This is a genomic window from Polymorphobacter megasporae (assembly GCF_018982885.2).
GTDB lineage: Bacteria > Pseudomonadota > Alphaproteobacteria > Sphingomonadales > Sphingomonadaceae > Polymorphobacter_B > Polymorphobacter_B megasporae.
Genome location: NZ_CP081849.1, coordinates 256,664 through 273,438, shown reverse-complemented (window position 1 = coordinate 273,438; position 16,775 = coordinate 256,664). Strand labels below are relative to the sequence as shown.

15 protein-coding genes are annotated in these 16,775 nt (G+C 61.5%); 6 read left to right on the top strand and 9 right to left on the bottom strand.

Annotated features, from left to right (window positions below):
- Positions 1 to 19: 19 nt before the first annotated feature.
- From KTC28_RS19620 to nikR, 3 genes are all read right to left on the bottom strand, one after another.
- Positions 20 to 478 carry a MerC domain-containing protein gene (locus KTC28_RS19620; RefSeq protein WP_216710465.1) on the bottom strand — a complete coding sequence of 153 codons (459 nt, stop codon included), beginning with the start codon at positions 476 to 478 and terminating at the stop codon, positions 20 to 22.
- The gene (locus KTC28_RS19615) at positions 478 to 2,616 is read right to left on the bottom strand and encodes a TonB-dependent receptor (protein ID WP_216710466.1); all 2,139 of its coding nucleotides are present in this window, start codon (positions 2,614 to 2,616) and stop codon (positions 478 to 480) included. Before KTC28_RS19615 ends, KTC28_RS19620 begins: the two co-directional genes overlap by 1 nt.
- A 187-nt stretch (positions 2,617 to 2,803) precedes the next feature.
- Positions 2,804 to 3,271 carry a nickel-responsive transcriptional regulator NikR gene (gene nikR, locus KTC28_RS19610; protein ID WP_216710467.1) on the bottom strand — a complete coding sequence of 156 codons (468 nt, stop codon included), beginning with the start codon at positions 3,269 to 3,271 and terminating at the stop codon, positions 2,804 to 2,806.
- Positions 3,272 to 3,416: 145 nt separating this feature from the next.
- On the opposite strand from nikR, the gene KTC28_RS19605 reads away from it, so the two are divergent.
- The 4 genes from KTC28_RS19605 (at position 3,417) to KTC28_RS19590 (ending at position 9,323) form a co-directional block, all read left to right on the top strand.
- Positions 3,417 to 5,480 (top strand): TonB-dependent receptor, encoded by a 2,064-nt coding sequence (locus KTC28_RS19605; protein WP_216710468.1) that lies wholly within the window; start codon positions 3,417 to 3,419, stop codon positions 5,478 to 5,480.
- Between the two features lie 246 nt (positions 5,481 to 5,726).
- Positions 5,727 to 6,809: an ABC-three component system protein gene (locus KTC28_RS19600; RefSeq protein ID WP_216710469.1), complete on the top strand. Its 1,083-nt coding sequence runs from the start codon at positions 5,727 to 5,729 to the stop codon at positions 6,807 to 6,809.
- Positions 6,802 to 7,299: an ABC-three component system middle component 2 gene (locus tag KTC28_RS19595; protein WP_216710470.1), complete on the top strand. Its 498-nt coding sequence runs from the start codon at positions 6,802 to 6,804 to the stop codon at positions 7,297 to 7,299. Before KTC28_RS19600 ends, KTC28_RS19595 begins: the two co-directional genes overlap by 8 nt.
- Positions 7,296 to 9,323: an AAA family ATPase gene (locus KTC28_RS19590; RefSeq protein WP_216710471.1), complete on the top strand. Its 2,028-nt coding sequence runs from the start codon at positions 7,296 to 7,298 to the stop codon at positions 9,321 to 9,323. The genes KTC28_RS19595 and KTC28_RS19590 overlap by 4 nt, the downstream gene beginning before the upstream one ends.
- A gap of 139 nt (positions 9,324 to 9,462) precedes the next feature.
- On the opposite strand, the gene KTC28_RS19585 is transcribed toward KTC28_RS19590, so the two are convergent.
- From KTC28_RS19585 to KTC28_RS19570, 4 genes are all read right to left on the bottom strand, one after another.
- Positions 9,463 to 10,680 carry a phospholipase D family protein gene (locus KTC28_RS19585; protein WP_216710472.1) on the bottom strand — a complete coding sequence of 406 codons (1,218 nt, stop codon included), beginning with the start codon at positions 10,678 to 10,680 and terminating at the stop codon, positions 9,463 to 9,465.
- A gap of 334 nt (positions 10,681 to 11,014) precedes the next feature.
- Positions 11,015 to 11,653, bottom strand: coding sequence for a hypothetical protein (locus KTC28_RS19580; protein WP_216710474.1), 639 nt, complete (start codon positions 11,651 to 11,653; stop codon positions 11,015 to 11,017).
- Entirely contained in the window at positions 11,650 to 12,342 is a 693-nt protein-coding gene (locus KTC28_RS19575) for an HNH endonuclease signature motif containing protein (RefSeq protein WP_216710475.1), read from the bottom strand. The genes KTC28_RS19580 and KTC28_RS19575 overlap by 4 nt, the downstream gene beginning before the upstream one ends.
- 470 nt (positions 12,343 to 12,812) lie before the next feature.
- Complete coding sequence (locus KTC28_RS19570) at positions 12,813 to 13,292, bottom strand: hypothetical protein (RefSeq protein ID WP_223132360.1); 480 nt, start codon at positions 13,290 to 13,292, stop codon at positions 12,813 to 12,815.
- Positions 13,293 to 13,846: 554 nt separating this feature from the next.
- On the opposite strand from KTC28_RS19570, the gene KTC28_RS19565 reads away from it, so the two are divergent.
- A complete protein-coding gene (locus tag KTC28_RS19565; RefSeq protein ID WP_255602588.1) occupies positions 13,847 to 14,317 on the top strand; it encodes a Ros/MucR family transcriptional regulator in 471 nt (156 codons plus the stop codon).
- Positions 14,318 to 14,503: 186 nt separating this feature from the next.
- Here KTC28_RS19565 and KTC28_RS19560 read toward each other — a convergent pair whose 3' ends face one another.
- Complete coding sequence (locus tag KTC28_RS19560; RefSeq protein ID WP_223132359.1) at positions 14,504 to 14,641, bottom strand: hypothetical protein; 138 nt, start codon at positions 14,639 to 14,641, stop codon at positions 14,504 to 14,506.
- A gap of 315 nt (positions 14,642 to 14,956) precedes the next feature.
- Between KTC28_RS19560 and KTC28_RS19555 the strand changes: the two genes are divergently transcribed.
- Complete coding sequence (locus tag KTC28_RS19555; RefSeq protein WP_216710478.1) at positions 14,957 to 15,424, top strand: Ros/MucR family transcriptional regulator; 468 nt, start codon at positions 14,957 to 14,959, stop codon at positions 15,422 to 15,424.
- A 195-nt stretch (positions 15,425 to 15,619) separates the two neighbouring features.
- Here KTC28_RS19555 and KTC28_RS19550 read toward each other — a convergent pair whose 3' ends face one another.
- Entirely contained in the window at positions 15,620 to 16,756 is a 1,137-nt protein-coding gene (locus KTC28_RS19550; RefSeq protein WP_216710479.1) for a tyrosine-type recombinase/integrase, read from the bottom strand.
- Between the last annotated feature and the right edge of the window lie 19 nt (positions 16,757 to 16,775).

Below are 16,775 nucleotides of genomic sequence, written 5' to 3'. Positions count from 1 at the left end.
GATAACAAGGTGGCCGGGGTTAGGTGCCTGCATGACCATGCCGCCCCAGCCGCCAGTTGAGCAGGTGCGCGGCGGCGACGATCATGCCCCCAGCCACTGTCAGGAGGACTTCTGCGGCACTCGCTTCGGCGGCAAGGAGACCTAGGCCCAGGAGGGCCAGGCCGAGACCCCCGAGCAGGACAGGCCGGCGGTCGCGATGATCCGACCAGCCACGAACGAGCGCGATCGTCGCCATCGGCACCGCCAGCGCAAAGATCACCGGGTGGACCCACCATTGTCGCGGCAGGATTTCGCCCATCGTGGGTAGGGCCAGTACCACCACGGGAAAAGCGAGGCAGTGAACCAGGCAAAGCATCGACAGCCCGACTGCACCGCGATCGAGCCAGCGCGTCAACAACCATCCCCGACGCGGCGCAACACGATGCAAATCGTCGTTGGAGAGCCGATCGCCGTGAGCGAGGAAGTCGACGAGCTTCATCAGAACGACTTGCGGATACCGCCAAAGAAGGCGCGACGCTGTCCAAACTGCGGTGCCCCTACCCCCACACCTGAGCCGTCGCGGATGGCGTAGCTCTTGTCACCGACGTTGATCACGTCGAACCGGACCGAGAGACCCTTCAGGAAGCCAGGCCCATCGAGGCTCTGCTCGATACCGAGATTGACCACGGTGTACGATGGCTGCTTGCCGCCGTTGGGAATGATGCCATTGGGATCGCCAGCACGCAGTCCGTTGCCGTAGATCGCATCGATCGTCGGCGTCAGCTTGCCGATGCCGTCGTCGAAAACATAGCTCGCTCCCGCCGACGCTGACCAGAACTGGTTATGGTCAGTGAAGATGCGGTGGTTGGCGATGTACGCAAGCTCGTCGGGCGCGAAAAAGAACTGGCTCGAGACGATATTACGCCCCTGTTCCTGCCCGCGCGTAGCGTTGCCATAGATCGTAAGCGGCCCGGCATGGTAGTTGGTCGTCACCTCGACGCCCCACGCATAGCCTTGAGCGTAGTTGAACGGCGACAGGACAACCGCCTCGCCAAACTGGCCCTCGTCGAGCAGGTTGCGCTTGATCTTGTAATAGCCGTCTAGGCCGACGCTCAGCCCGGGCAGGATAGTGTGGAGAACACCGGCGTCGAAATAATGCTCGCGTTCGGCTTTTACCGGATCGGCGAACGGCACGACCGATTGCTTGGTCGTACTGTTGAAAACAGCGACGGTCGATGTACCGATCAGCTCCTGGGGCGGCGGCGTGAAGTCGCGGGCATACCCGGCGTGGAACGTGGTCGCCTTGCTGGGCTGATAAACTAGGTTGATCCGCGGGCTTAGCTGGTTCTCGGTAGTGTAAGCGTGGACCGCATCGAAGCGTGCGCCGAAATTGAGCGTCAGCTCGGGCGTGATCGACCACTCGTCCTGAAGGTAGACGCCGTAGAGCTGCCCGGTCTTAGTCCCGGCGACAGTCTGCGAAAAGGGAGCGTCGCTCGTTGGCACGCACTGGTCGAAATTGTCCGAGGTGCACGGATCGAAGCCCCCGGCTGCATTCGGCGCACCGGTCGGAAGGACCAGCGACGTCACACTCGACCGCGTCCGCTCGTTTTGGAAAAAGAAGCCGCCGCGCAGGGTATGGTGGTCGGATAACTTGTAGCTGGCGTCAGTCTGGACGCCGTAGGCGAGGCTCGAAAGCCGCGACCGGTCCGAGAAGCCGTTAAAGATGATGTCGCCGTTCTGCGGATCGGGCGTGAAGGTCGTCCGGGAATAGCGCACAAAGGGAGCGACCTGGACCGATAGCGCATCGGCCGAATATTGGTACGCCAGCACGCCATAATAGGTGTTCTCATGCTGGTTCTGATTGAGTAGCGCCGAGTTGAAGTCCGACACGCCGTTGACGGTAAAGCCGGCCATCTGCCCGGGATTATTCGGAATTTGAAACCGGCCGGAGAAGGCTCCGCCGAACGCACTGATCCGGCTCGTCTCCGACAGGATGTCGGAGACATACGCGAAGCCGCGGAACTGGTCGGTCCGGTCGTGGATCGCATCGCGCGAGGAGGTCGGATTTTCGATGCCGAGGTCGTTCCGCAGATAGCTGCCGCTGGCGAAATAGTTGAGGCCGCCGCTCGATCCCTTGATCGAGGCGCTCGGCTCGATTGTCCCGCGACTGCCGCCGTAGAAGCCGACATCACCGCTATTAGCGAAGGCCCCGGTCTGTGTGGTAATGTTGACCACGCCTGAGGTGCGGTAGCCATACTGAGCCGGCAGCGTGCCCGTCAGCAACGAGATCGAATCCGCCAACCGGACGTCGATTGTTTGACCGAACCCGGTGATACTTTCCGGCACGATGACACCGTTGACCCGGTACTGGACGTTGGCATGCTCGTTGCGGACGTGGATCTGGCCGTAGCTGTCCTGAACGACGCCGGGAGCCTGCAGCAGCAGGTTGACGAGGCTCTGATCCTGACCCTGTGGCAAGACTGCGATCGCCTGCCGGTCGAAGGTGTATTTGCTAGCGCCGAGGCTCGGCAGAATTGCGTCGCGCGCTGCGTCGAGCCGTCTTGCCGTTACGACAATTTCGTCAGCAGGAGCGCTGGCCGATGGCGCAGCTGCGACATCGGCTGACCGGGCCGCCACTGAAGGTACGGAGGCGGCAGCCAGCAGAATAGTCTTCAGGACAGCAGATGAACGCGGCATCTCAGCTCCAGTGCAATGATATACCGTCGCATTGCTACCGGTTGGAGTTGATGCTGCCAAGCGATTTTTGAAGCTAATTTCACCGTGTTTTAGCGACGCCGGGCATCGACCTTGCCCCCGGGCTACATTATCGATCGTTTGGCAGTAAGGGCTGCGTGTGGCCGGGGCTATGTTTATGCCCACTGCTGGTGCTGCCCGGCGCGCTGATCAAGTTGAGCGTCGTATAGCGGACGCCGCCCGTTGCCTCGATGCCGTCAGCCAGCGCGCGCACCGCGGCTACCGGTCCCTTGAGCATCGTCGATTCCAGGCAATTATCGTGGTCGAGGTGAACATGCGTTGTCGCAACGACGAGGTCGTGGTTCGCATGTTGGAGTTCTGTCAGGCGGCGGACAAGCGTCGGCAGGTGATGGTCATAGACGTAGCTCAGGTTGGCAACGCATGCACCGTCGATCGTAGAGGTCAGCCGCCTTGCATCGACCGCGCGCCGAACGAGATCCCGGATCGCCTCGGATCGACTGGCATAGCCCTGTTCGACGACGATCGCGTCGAACGCCGCGGTCTCGTCCTCGTCGAGCGAAACGGTCACGCGCTGCATCGGTCATCCATTAGCTGTATCTTTCAGTGGCAAGGATACGGGAATTATCTTCCGTCGTCGCGCGCAACGAATGCAACCTCTGCGGAGGGAGCATCGTATTAGCCGTAAGCAGATCACTCGTCTGCTTCCTAACAAAAGGGTGACGATGGTCTGGCTTCGCGCGATGCTGCTCGGGACTACACTGATTGCCACCGCCACCCGTGCCGAGGTTGCCGACGCTGCCGCGCCGGTCGATGCCGCCGCGATGCCGAGCCCGGAAATCATTGTCACCGGGCGCGCAGCAAACCTAATCGGCATTGCTGACTCATCTTCGGAAGGGACGATCGGCAAGATCGATCTTGAGAACCGGCCGATCCAGCGCATTGGGGAACTACTCGAGGTCATTCCCGGCTTCATCGCGACACAGCATTCGGGCGGCGGCAAGGCCAACCAGTATTTCCTGCGCGGCTTCAATCTCGATCACGGCACCGATTTTGCCCAGTTCATCGATGGTGTGCCGGTCAACATGCGGACCCATGCCCACGGGCAGGGCTTCACCGATATCAATTTCATCATTCCCGAATTCGTCGATTCGATCGATTACGCGAAGGGACCGTACCGCGCCGACGTCGGCGACTTTCTCACCGCCGGCTCTGCCAAATTCAAGACGATCGATACCGCGACGCCGTTCGTCACCGGCACTGGCAGCATCGACGGCGACTATCTACGCTTGCTTGCCGGTGGTTCGCGCAAACTCGGCGTCGGCGATCTCTTCCTGGGTGGGGAGTTTCGTTACGACAACGGTCCGTATGAGATTCCCGGCAATCTCAAGGCATTCAACATCCTAACCAAGTGGACCGGGCCGGTTGGCGGTGGGACACTGCGCGCCAGCCTCGACGCCTATCACGTCGACTTTCGCTCAGCCGAACAGGTTCCTGCGCGTGCAATCGACTCCGGTCTGATTGGGCGGCTCGGCTACCTCGACCCGTACCTCGGCGGTAAGACCACGCGGATTGGCGCAAGCGTCAACTGGATCCAGGATGGAACGACACCGATCAGTGCCCTCGCCTACGTTCATTACTATAAGTTCAAGCTGATCTCGAACTTTACCTATTTCCTCGACGATCCGGTCCACGGCGACGAGTTTGAGCAGCGCGATAGCCGTTTTGTGCTCGGCGGCAAGGTCGACAAGCGGTTCGCTTTTGACCTCGGTATGCCTATCGAGCTGACGATCGGGGCCGACACCCGAAATGACCTGATAGCGCCGGTCGGATTGTACCATACGGAATTTGGTCAGATCACCTCGACAGTTCGGCAGGACCGGGTTGACGAGGAGTCGGTCGGGGCGTTCGCCGAGGCGACGATCCACCCATTACCCAATGTTCGTGTAATTCTTGGGTTGCGTGGCGATGAATATGCTTTCCAGGTTCGGTCGAGCATCTCCGCCAATTCGGGTCACGCCACCGCCGGCATAGTCAGTCCCAAGGCGGCAATTGCGTGGACCCCGGTCAAGCAGATTGAGGTGTATGCCAACTACGGCGAGGGTTTTCATTCAAACGACGGACGCGGCACAACGATCACGGTCAGTCCGAAGGATGGCAGTCCGCAAACTCCGGTCACCCCCTTGGTAAAGGCGCGCGGGTACGAAATTGGCGCACGGACGCGGCCCTTTAGCGGAATGACGCTGACCGCGACGTACTGGTGGCTTAACCTGAAATCCGAGCTGCAATACCAGGGCGATGGTGGTGAAACGTCGCCGGTGGGACCGTCGAAGCGTCGGGGCTACGAGTTAAGCGCTTTCTACAAGCCGGTCGATTGGCTGACCGTCGATGGTCAATATACACGGTCGTATGCGCGTGAAACTGACCTGCCGCCGGGAGCAGATCACATCGTCAACGCGCTCGAAAACGTCATTTCGGCGGGTGTCGTCGCCAAGTATCAGCACGCGTCAGCAGCGATCCGGCTTCGCCACTTCGGCCCCTATCCGATCATTGAGGACAACAGTGTCCGCGCCCGCCCGCTGACGGTGGTAAATGCAAGGGTCGGCTATGATTTTGGGCGGGTCGAGCTTGCTGTCGACCTCATCAACGCGCTCGATGCACACGATTACGAAATCGAATATTACTACGCGTCGCGCCTGGCCGGCGAGCCGATCGAAGGAATCAACGACCGGCATCTCAAGCCGATCGAACCGCGCCAGCTTCGTCTATCTGCGACGGTGCACTTCTGAAGCTGGTAGAATATTTTACTGAGTTGGGGCCGGTTGCGGACAGGCAGCTTATGACTGGCCAATCTCGGCAAGCGGACATTCGTTGATCTGACCCATTGCATTAACTTACCCGGCGGTCGGGCAACGCCACCGCGCTTCTATTCCGCATGCCAATGCTCTATCGGCAATAGCGCGAGTTTTCAGGAAGATCGGGCCGACGCCAGCGTGGCGTGCGAACCCGACCGTCGCGGGGGATGAAGTCAGGGGATGAAGCCGACCGGTCACGTCATAACAGTCTCCACCGAGATCGGAGGCGCCGACCCGCTCGAAATCCGTTCCGGTCCGTTGATCCCACCGATCGAGCGGATCAAGCTGTTCTCCGCCGACCAGTGGGAAGCCGTCGTCGACGAATGGGCGTCGAGCCTGCCCGGCTACGGACTAGTGGAACGGGCGGGCGGTGCAGGCGATAAGGGATGCGACGTCATCGCCACCGTCGATCCGTCCGGCCCCAACAGCGACTGGGACAACTACCAGTGCAAGCACTACGACCACCCGCTTGCCCCTGGCGACATATGGATCGAGCTCGGGAAGCTGTGCTACTACACCTTCATCGGCAACTACAGCGTGCCCCGCGCATACAGGTTCGTCGCACCGCGCGGCGTCGGCACCAAGCTCCTGAATATGATCAAAAAGCCCGAGAACCTGCGCGAGGGGCTGATCGCGAACTGGGCAGCGAAGTGCGTCGCGCAGATCACCGCGACGAAGAGAGTGCCACTGGAAGGCGAGCTGCTGGACCACGTGAAGGCTTTTGACTTTGCGCGCATCGGCCACCTGCCGACACCTCGGCTGATCGAGCAGCATCGCAAGACGCCATATTTCGCCGTCCGCTTCGGTCTCGGTCTGCCGGCGCGGCCCGCGTCGCCTGTGCCACCTACGACTATCGCGGCCGGCGAGACCCGCTACGTCGCGCAGCTGCTCGATGCCTATGGCGATAATCAGGGCGCAGCCTATGCGTCGCCCGCGTCGCTCACCGACTTGCACAAGCGCCATCTGCAGCGGGCACGTGAGAGTTTCTACTGCGCCGAGGCGCTGCGCAGCTTCTCGCGCGACACGCTACCCGATGGTGCCTTCGAGAACCTGCAGGGCCAGATCCTTCATGGCGTGATCGATACGGCCGAAGCTGACCACCCGTGCGGGCTGACACGTGTGAACGCGACGACGGCACACGCCACTAACCTCAATCTGACAAGTTCGGCCCTGCTCGGCCGCGTGGATCCCAACGACCGGAAGGGCGTCGTGCATCAGCTCGCCAACGAGGACCGGCTGACGTGGGTGCAAGGTGATGCCTGAAGCGGCACCCCACCCCTCGCCCTTCAACAGCGCGCTTGAGACGGGCCTGCGGTCGCTCGCGATACTCGCTGAGGCCTGTCCCGATCGGTTCGACCTGCAGCGGCTGCTCTACTTCGACTACCTCGTCGTCCACTCGAGCGACGCCGATGGACCCGCTAGTCTCCACCCAAGCACGCCCCTCCGCAATGGCGAGCTCCTGGTGCGGCGCGGGCTGATCGAGCGCGGCCTGCTCCTATTCATCAGCCGGGACCTCATCGAGCGCAGCGCCAGCGGCAGCGGCATATCGTATCTGGCAGCGGAAGCAGCCGGCCCGTTCCTCGAATGCCTGGGCTCCGCCTACAGCTGCGCGCTGCGCGAGCGCGCCTCATGGGCGATGGGGAAGTTCGGGGCGCTCGACGACGACGAGCTCAAGAGCTTCTTCGACGCCCGCTTCGAGCGTTGGACGCGCGAGTTCCAGGCCGTCCAGCTGCCGCCGGAGCTCGTCCTGTGAGCGGGTTCGAGTTGCGCGGCCTGCGGGTGACCGGTCCGGGCAAGGCCGACGCGTTGATGACCTTCGAGCCGGGGCTGAACGTCGTGTCGGGGCCCTCGGATACCGGGAAGTCCTATCTCGTCGAGGCCATCGACTTCATGCTCGGCGGGCAGACGCCCCCTCGCCAGATCCCCGAGAGCGTCGGATACGACCGCGCGCACCTGACTATCGAGGCCCGGTCCGGCGGCCGGTTCGAGTTGACGCGCGCGCTGGCGGGCGGTGACTTCAGGATGCGCGAGCTGGGCGACGGTGATCCCGTAAACGACGGCGACGATGTCGGGGACCGCGATGATCGCGCGGAGAATTACGGCGGTGACCGTATCCAAGATGGCGACGTTGATGGTGGCAACGGCCAGGAGGACGGCGGCACCGACAAGGCGAGAGAAGGCGGGCCCGATAGCGGCGACGGCAATGCGGCGGCCGTGACGCTCGGCGGCCGCCACAGCGCCACCGATCCCGATAATATCAGCACGTTCCTGCTGCGTCTGGTGGGCCTCGACCAGAAGAGGCTGCGAAAGAACGTCAACAATGAGCTCCAGAACCTGAGTTTCCGAAACCTCGCGTCGCTTCTGATCGTGGACGAGGAGGCGATCATCAAGAAGGACTCGCCGATCGTGTCGGGCGATTCCACCCAGCGAACGGCGCAGCTCAGCCTATTCAAGCTGCTGCTCACCGGCGTCGATGACAGCGCGCTGGTCGCCGTCAAAAAGCGGGCGATCGCGCGGGCGGAGATCGAGGGTCAGCTCGTCGTGATCGATGAGATGATCGCCGACTACGACGCAGACCTGAAGGAGCTGACCGAGGCATCGGCCGAGGAACTGAATAGCCAGCTCAACCGGCTCGAGAACTCGATCGCCGCCAGCGAGCGTGCGATGTCCAGCGAGCGGACTGCGTTCGAGGCACAGGAGCAGCAACGTCGTGACGCCTGGCGGACCGCGGAGCAGATCCAGACGCGCGCGGCAGAAATCGCGGGGCTGAAGGAAAGGTTCGTGCTTCTAGACCTGAGCTATACCTCGGACCTACAGCGGCTCGAGGCCATCTCAGAGGCAGGGGGATACTTCGTTTCGCTGCCCCAGGGCCGCTGTCCGCTCTGCGGCGCCCCCGCCGGCGACCACCGGCACGAGGGGGTGCCGCACGACGCCGACATCGACGACCTGCGAGCCGGGTGCGACGTCGAGATTGCCAAGATCCGCCAGCTGCAGCACGAACTCGCCGAAGCGGTCGCCGACCTCGACCGGGAACGTCAGGCGCTCGGTGCCGGCGCCCGCGAAGCCCGGCTCCGGTTCGACGCCGCAGACGCGCTCGTGCGCGAAACACTGGCTCCCTCGCTTTCCGCCGCCCGCCGTCAGGTCGATGAACTGTATTCAACGCGGGCCGACGTGCGTCGAGCGCTCGGGCTGGTCGACCGCATAGCCACGCTGACGGTGCGTCGATCGCAGGCTCAGGACGCTCTCAGCAGCGCCGGCCGCACGAACGACGAGCGTCCGGGCCTTCCCGCCGCCAGCGTCCAAGCCATCAGCGTCGCGGTGGAGGAGCTGCTCGATGCGTGGCACTTCCCTCACGAAAAGCCGGTCTTCTTCGACGAGGCCAAACAGGACTTAGTTCTCGGCGGTCGGCGGCGCGGCGACCAAGGCAAGGGCCTGCGCGCGCTCACGCATGCGGCCTTCACGATCGGACTTCAGCAGGCGATCAGGAACCTGGGCCGCAGCCCGGCCGGTTTCGTCGTGCTCGACTCGCCACTCGTTACCTTCCGTGAGGCCGACCACGAGGACGATCTAGCCCCAGATGATAAGATCGCCGTGAAGCAGGCCTTCTACGCCGACCTCGCAGGCCGCGCCGATCTTTCACAGGTCATTGTTTTCGAGAACGAAGACCCCGATCCCTCGCTAGTAACCGAGCTGTCGATCCAACTGTTCTCGAAACAGAGCTCTTCCGGTCGTTATGGCTTCTTCCCGATGCCAACGGAATCGCCGTCAACAAACTGAAAGCACCGTTGCGCCCGAGCCCGCAACGAGGATCGGCGACCGAGGAATGACACCCTTGGGATTTCGCGTTGAGCGACGGTGTCCGAGCAAGTGGCAGCTTTTGTGATCCTAGCGCAGCCGGCTCTCATCGAAGACCAGGTCAGGCGTCTTCATCATAGTAGAGGGTGTCGAGCATCGCGACGCGATAGTCCCACAACTCGCCATCGGCCCCGCTGGGATGAGGTGCGTTGTACCAAGGCGACGACTGGATCGGCACGATGATCCGATCCCAATAATTCGCCAGCGAAAGCGTCGTCGGGGCAAAGTTCAGCGCCTCGGCCAAGTTGCCTTTATTCTTCCCGTTCGCGCAAACAAACGTGTCGGGACGCTTCATGGTAAGCAGCCGCGTCGCCGTCGGAAACTCTCCAACATGATGGGCGTCGGCATCCGTAAATGCCTTGCGGAAACGCCGGCAATATTCCTCGAAATCCTCGCGAGTGACTGGGTCCTTGCGGGGGATGCAGTCTACCGCGTCGCTGAGCTGGCGGTCCTGCCTTGAGATCAGGCCCGCAAAATCGCCATTGCCGCCCATCGATCCGAACCACCCCCAGTCATGGATGTCGAGACCCGCGGCGATCCTCTCGGATTTACCGAGGGTGCCCGCGATCCCCTTCCACTCTGTCACCGTGAGATCCGAGAACCGCTCCACGCTCGCAAAAAGGCGCTGGATTTCTCGAAGCAGCTTCATCCGGCGCTTGAAGTTATGATGCGGGTCGAGCTTCGCCGTCGCCGCGAACTCTTGCCAGCTCATCATCGCCAGGGGAGAGGTCAGGCCCTTCCCGCCATTCTTGTCGTCTGGAAGGATCGGGTCGCGCTGGCCACGCTGCTTTCGTGCCGCGTCGTATTGCCGCCGGTAACTGTCCGCCAGCGTCTGAGTGACGCGCTGCTTGAGCACGTCATAGCCGGACAGCTCGCGCTGGATCTGCTTGAAAATGTCGCCCTCGGCCGGTCCCTTAATGTGGACGCACGCCTCATGGTTGCGATCGAGCCCGCCTTTCGTGAAATTGGCGCTTCCGACAATTGCCTCCGCCTTAACGCCGGCCAGAAACAGATAGAGCTTGGGATGGAAGATGCCGTTGTCCGCCTTGGCGATGAAGGCATTTTTGGTGCCGATTAAGCGTTCCACCAGATCGGGCGAAGTCGCAAAACCGTTGAGTCCAAATGTGACAGAACGGAATTTTCTGCTGTTCTCCATCAGGAGATCAGCGAGCTTCCCATTATAGCCCCAAGCCACCGCGATCTGAATGTCATCATAGTCTTTGATCAGGCGTTTCAGCACAGATCGCGTCTTCCCCGCGTCGAGCAGCGCTATCTTCATCTTTCCCCCAAGCCTGGATCGCTAATATTTAGACGACTTTCTGTTCAACTGTCCGCCAGCGCAAGTTGAGAGAGCGGCACGCACTTTTCCCTCGCTACAAACTGCGTGTGGAGCGCTTCTGACGGCAACATACACAGGACGTGCAGTGGCAAAGCTTGCCCAGCGGAACGGAGCTCAGTTTTGACCGCAGACAACAGCGAGCCGCCGGGACCGACGATAAGAATGTCGATATCCGCCCCGACCCCCGTCACGGCCGAACCGAACATATAAGCCGCGAAATGCTCCAACGAGGGGCAAGACGCCAGGAGGTGAATAGCAACCTCGTTGGCCGACATCATGCCCGCGCCAGACGCTCCCTCAATGCGTTCCATAGCATCACCTCGCACCCCAGCTCTCTTCCGGCTTCGTTCGCTTCGGGCTGCGGCGTGCCATTCGGGTTAGTGTTCCAGATGATGTCGACCGGCCCAAAACGATCCCACAACGTCCGAACCTCATCAGCCGTCGGCTCGTAGTCGGCGATCATCCCAATGCGCAGCACCTCCCCGTTCCGCAGCGTAACCCGATGAATTCGGTCGAACTCCCGATCGACGGTCGCCACAGGGCCATATTGCCGAAGAAGCCGATCCGCGAATTTGTAGATCTTGTGCTGTGCGGTGTTGGCGTCGCCGTCGAGCACCGCCGAACCCAATGTACCGAAATTGCCCCAGCCCACCCGGTTCTCTTCGAGATACCGTATCGCCTTGCCCTCCCAGACGCACTCCGCGCGGTAACCGCATAAGAAATCGAGTCCCTCGACACTGTCCCGATAGCCAACGGCCGTTGCCTGATCGACCGTTGCGGCGGCAGTGATGGCCGCGACGACGTCGGGTCGATCCTCGGTTACGATCCGGATGACGTCACCGCCAAGATGCTCCGCCCGCGACCGACCTCCTTTCGCAAAATTGGCGAGCGCATATTTGACCTGCCAGTTCATGCGAACATGCCCTCCATCGCTCCCGGAAAGCGGATGGCGCGACCCGAGACGCCACATATATGCCGCTCAGACAAGCCGCGAACATGCTCCTGATACTCAGCGAACGTGCGGCGTTCCTCCTCCGTGGCGAGGGCGAGATTGGCCTCAATGATCGCCAAGGTGCGATCGTGGTTGGGCAGGATTACGCTTCTCATGCGCTGATCCCATGCCGCAGCGGTGCCCGATTCCGGGTCATACTCGAAGCCCGAGCCTTCCTCCGGCGCAAACTTCTCCCAGATGGCCCGGTTCTCAGCCATAATACCGGCAACCGCAGCTCGCGCCTGCTCGCGCTCGTCGTAAGCCCGGATGCCTTGCCTGTGCGCCAGCCGCCCGAGATGATTGGCCTTCCAATCAATCAGGATATTGCGCGGATAAGCCTCGGGGTCCTTGTCGATCTTCGTATGGCAGGTCGGACACAGCAGGATCAGGTTGTCGAAGGCATCGGGATCGAAGTCGTCCGCCGGTCGGTCTTCATGGCGCGGGCCCGCATCGCCGTGCGGGATAACATGCGCCATCTCGGCGATGTGCTTATCGCCCCCCATCTCCGCTGGAAACAGGGCTTCCATGCAGTCGGGTTTCTGGCAGAAGCCCGCCGCGTCCGAAAATAGGCGCAGTCGCGTTCCAGCAGGTATCGCCTTTCTTTCCGCCATTCAAAATCCCCGCTGTGCCCGACACGCATATAGGAATTTCTGCTTCCAGCGTCAGCACATGAAAATGTTTTAGCGGCCAGCGACAAGCGACCAGCGTCAGCTCGTCCGGCTATACGGATTGGCAAGCCGGAATGCGTCCAGCTCCCTAGCAGCTAGTGATAGGGGCCTTTCGTACGCGGTTTCATGAGCAGGTATTAGGACGGCCCGAATGTCAGTAAGTGATAGTCCGCTTTCGGGCTGAGCTTACCATTGCTTCGTCGACCGCTATGGGGCGCGAAGTCGGCGCGATGCTCAATCTGAACGAACGACCGCTTTTGGACTGGTCGGCAGCGATCTCGCTCGTCCGGAAATGGGCGCGAAGCCGCCGCGACGGGCAATCTGAACAAACGACCGCTTTCGGGCAGATCGGCTGCGGTCTCGATCGGCCGGAGATGGGCGCAAAGCAGCCGTCAGCCGACCCCCGCCCCTCGTTAGGCAGCTTTGTTCTTGTTTTCGCGGTTCGCCTTACGAGTGGCAGCTGCCTTGACCCCACGCAGCTTCGCGGCCTCGGGCGAGATCGATCCCGGAGCGCGCTTTGGGATTTGCACCTCGGCATTGCCGGCGCCGTTATCGGCTAACTCTTTGTCGAACGCGCCTGCCTCGACAGCCGCGCGCATGCTCAAGAGGAACTCCTCGAACCGGTCGGCCGGCAGGTGGTTGGTCGCCTCGCCGTTAACCTCGAAGGTGTCGCTGGCAACTTTCACCGTCAATGCGACGACGCCATTCTTGACGCGGTACCAGCCGGTCGGCGTGCCCGACGAGCCGGTTTTGAACTGCGCCATCGTGCGGTCGATGCCGCGGAGAAGTGGTCGGCGTGCCTTTGTTGGATCAACTGCCTTACGGTCGAACACCTGCTTGAGTGCATTGTCGATCACGCCGAGATAATCCTTCAGAGGCATTCTCATCTCCAACAGTCAGTCTAAGGTTCACAAGCCGGTACTCGGCAGACCGCTAGACTTCAAATGACGGCTCCGTCAACCGACCAACATTGCGGCTCGCTCCGACAGATGGCTGCCGGGAGGGGACGATAATGGATCAGTGCCTTGGTTTGAGCACTCGTTGCCGCTCCGGGGAGGCCGTCCGGCTGCCCGATGCGCCTTCAATAAAGCCTTCGAGCCGGATAACCCTATCGCGCGTGTCTGATACCTTATCGGGCAAACTCTCGGCCGACACGTCGAGACAGGTCACGTGATCCTCCAGCTTAATCATCTTGGCGAGCTTTGAACAACTCGTGCCAATCATCTAAAAAAGTTCAGCCTTCTTTGGCGGGGTTAATTTTCCTGGTCCATCCGACGCTCGCGAGACTGCCGTGACATAAACCCACAATGCGGGTCGAAGCTATCCGTCATACAACTGGAATTGTGACGTCTGGCAAACTAAATACGGCGCACCGGTCAGCTGATGCATGTAACCGGCCTCAAACAAGGAACTTTGTGTGAACGATCTTGCGTCTAATAATGAACTTTTGACCCTGACGGCCGACATCGTCAGCTCTCATGTCGCCAATAACACGGTTGCGCTTTCTGACCTCTCGGGGCTGATCGGCAACGTCTATGCAGCGCTGGCTCGCCTCGGAACACAGGTCGAGCCGGAGAAGATCCGGCAGGAACCGGTGGTTTCGATCCGTTCTTCCATCAAGCCCGACTACATTGTCTGTCTCGAGGACGGCAAAAAGCTCAAGATGCTCAAGCGGCACCTGCTGACCAGCTATGGGATGACGCCGGACGCCTATCGCGCCAAGTGGAACCTGCCCGCAGACTATCCGATGGTCGCGCCGGCGTATGCCGAGCAGCGTCGCAGCCTGGCGATAAAGATCGGGCTCGGTCGCAAGGCCCCGCCTGCTCCGCCCGCACCAGCGGTCGAGGCCGTTCCGGCAAAGAAGCCGCGATCCCCCCGCGCCAAGCTCGCGCCGTCGTTCGACGCACAGCCGGCTTAGGAGGTCCGAACACCGCCTGACACGCGCTGGGCGTTGGACGCGCGGGCGAGCGACTTGGGCTCTTGCGTTCGATACGTCCGGAACCCAAAGTTTCGGACGTATCGGCGGCGACAGGCCAAGGGCAGCTTTATCAATCGAACCCGTAACTCGATCGCTAAATGATCTCTGAAAGTGTCGGGAGATCGTCTAGTCTTTCGCGATCAGCATTGCTGCAATCGGGCGCGCCTGCTTGAACAGCTTAAGCGCGACCGATTCACTCTTGAGGTTTAGGATGCGACCATAAATTATACCGCGATATTGTCTATCACGGGCAAGGGCGTCCATCCCATCAATATTGCAAAGGGGCGGGCGCAATTCTTGCCGCGGTGTACCGACGCCCGCTGTCGACCGGAGACTGAACTGGGCTTAACTTCGATCACGTTAAGTTGGGTGTGTCCGATCCGCTCCCAAATTACTGCCAAAACAGATAGTCTGTCCTGGAAATGGTTGTAAAGCCAGCAGGAAGTATATTTTGGTTTACCAATCCACATTATTGGTAGAAGTCGCAGACCATAAAACTGGATATTCGACGCCCTTTGATCTAAGGATAGTGTGCTAGCCCTATCTCAAAAGCAGTCGGCCTAAAATAAGGAGTTTCGCATGATTAATCTTGATTCAAAGAATGAACTGCTTCCTTTGACCGCCAGCATCGTCAGTGCGCATGTCGCCAATAATTCCGTCGCGCTTTCCGACCTTTCAGGGATGATCGCGAACGTCTATGCGGCGCTCGCTCGCCTCGGCACTCAGGTCGAACCGCAACCCGTCCAGCAGGCACCGGCAGTTTCGATCCGCGCGTCGATCAAGCCCGACTATCTTGTCTGTCTTGAGGACGGCAGAAAGCTGAAAATGCTCAAACGACATCTGATGAATGCCTTCGGGATGACGCCAGACGCGTACCGCGCCAAGTGGAACCTGCCCGCAGATTACCCGATGGTCGCGCCCGCTTATGCCGAAAAGCGTCGCAACTTGGCATTGAAGATTGGGCTCGGGCGGATGAACTCCACCGCGAAGCGCGCATCTACCGCACGGGCCGGCGGCGCAAAGAAAACCCGCTCCCCCCGCACTTAGCAACATCCTCTGACAAGAGGATCGCGTCGTTGGAGTCGGATATCGCCTGATGGGTGGGGTCGGGTACTCGATTTGGCCGCGAGCAAATCCGTTCGACATGTCTAAAACTGAACATCGCGGCCATGTCGCCCCCCGCTTAAAAATGACATTGCAGTGTGTCGGACAGTTTGGCGGCGCGTTGGTCCAGAAGAGCGTCTACTCGGCCGAGAACCGCTTCGCCAGCCGCGCGCTCGCCCCGCTTTTCGCCGCCAACTTCGCCCCGTAGCGCATCACCGTCTTGGCGTCGCGCCAGCGGTACGCCTGCATGATTGCCGGCAACCCCTCCCCTGCCGCAAAATTGTCCTGCGCGACCCCGACCCGGATCGAATGGCTCGACACCGCTTTGACCCAGCGCTCGAGCTCGGCCTCGCTCATGCTCCCAAGCAACTTCTTGTCGAACGCCGCGCGGACCAGCCGCTTGTAGATGATCGCGATCGTCCCGGGGTGGAGCGCCCCCTCCCCTACGGTTCGCACCCTACCGTCGAAATAGGTCTCGACCCGACGAAACAGCGCCCCGCGGTCGATATGCCCCATCTCGCGCCAGCGTTTGATCGCCTTCATCGCCGCCGGCGACAGATAGGCGAGCGCCCCCTCCCCCTCCCGATCTGTCTTGCTCCGCGGGATCAACAGCGTCCCTGCCCCCTCGCCATCGGGCCCATCGATGTGGTCGACCTCGATCGCGACCAGTTCCGAGCGCCGGCAGCCGGTGTCATAGGCGAGCAGCAGCAGCGCCTGGTCGCGCGCGCCGAGCATGTCCTTGCGGCACGCCTTCAGCAGCGTCGCGAGGCACACCCCCGCCGGCGGCCCGTCGAGGTCGGTGACGTCGCCCTTGAACCGGATCGCGCGCGCTTGGCGTTGCCGCACACCGAGGATCTTGCGCGCTGCCTTATGCTCGAACCGCACCAGTGGCGCTGCAGTTGGATCGTCGCGCCCCGCCATCCGGTACGCCCAGCCGATATGGACGAGGTACCGCCCGATCGTGGCCGCGGCGCGCTCGCCGGTGGCGCGCGCCGCGTCACTCCCGAGGTCCTGCCCCGACAGCGCACGGACATAGGCCGCAACGGTGCCGGCCGTGGCGCTGCCAGTCTGAACCCCCGAGCGCCGGCACCAGCTGTCCCACAGCCGCAGATCCGACAGGAACGCCCGCACCGTGTTCGCCGACCACGCGCGCGCCGCGGCAGCAACGAGTGTCGGGTCGAGTAGCTGACGCTGGGGCGCAAGCGCAGTGATTTCATCGACGATGATGCCGAGCGAGGCCGTCGGCGGCAGGGTCGTGAGGGCGGGAGCGGCCATCGCCGCCGATTACGCTCAA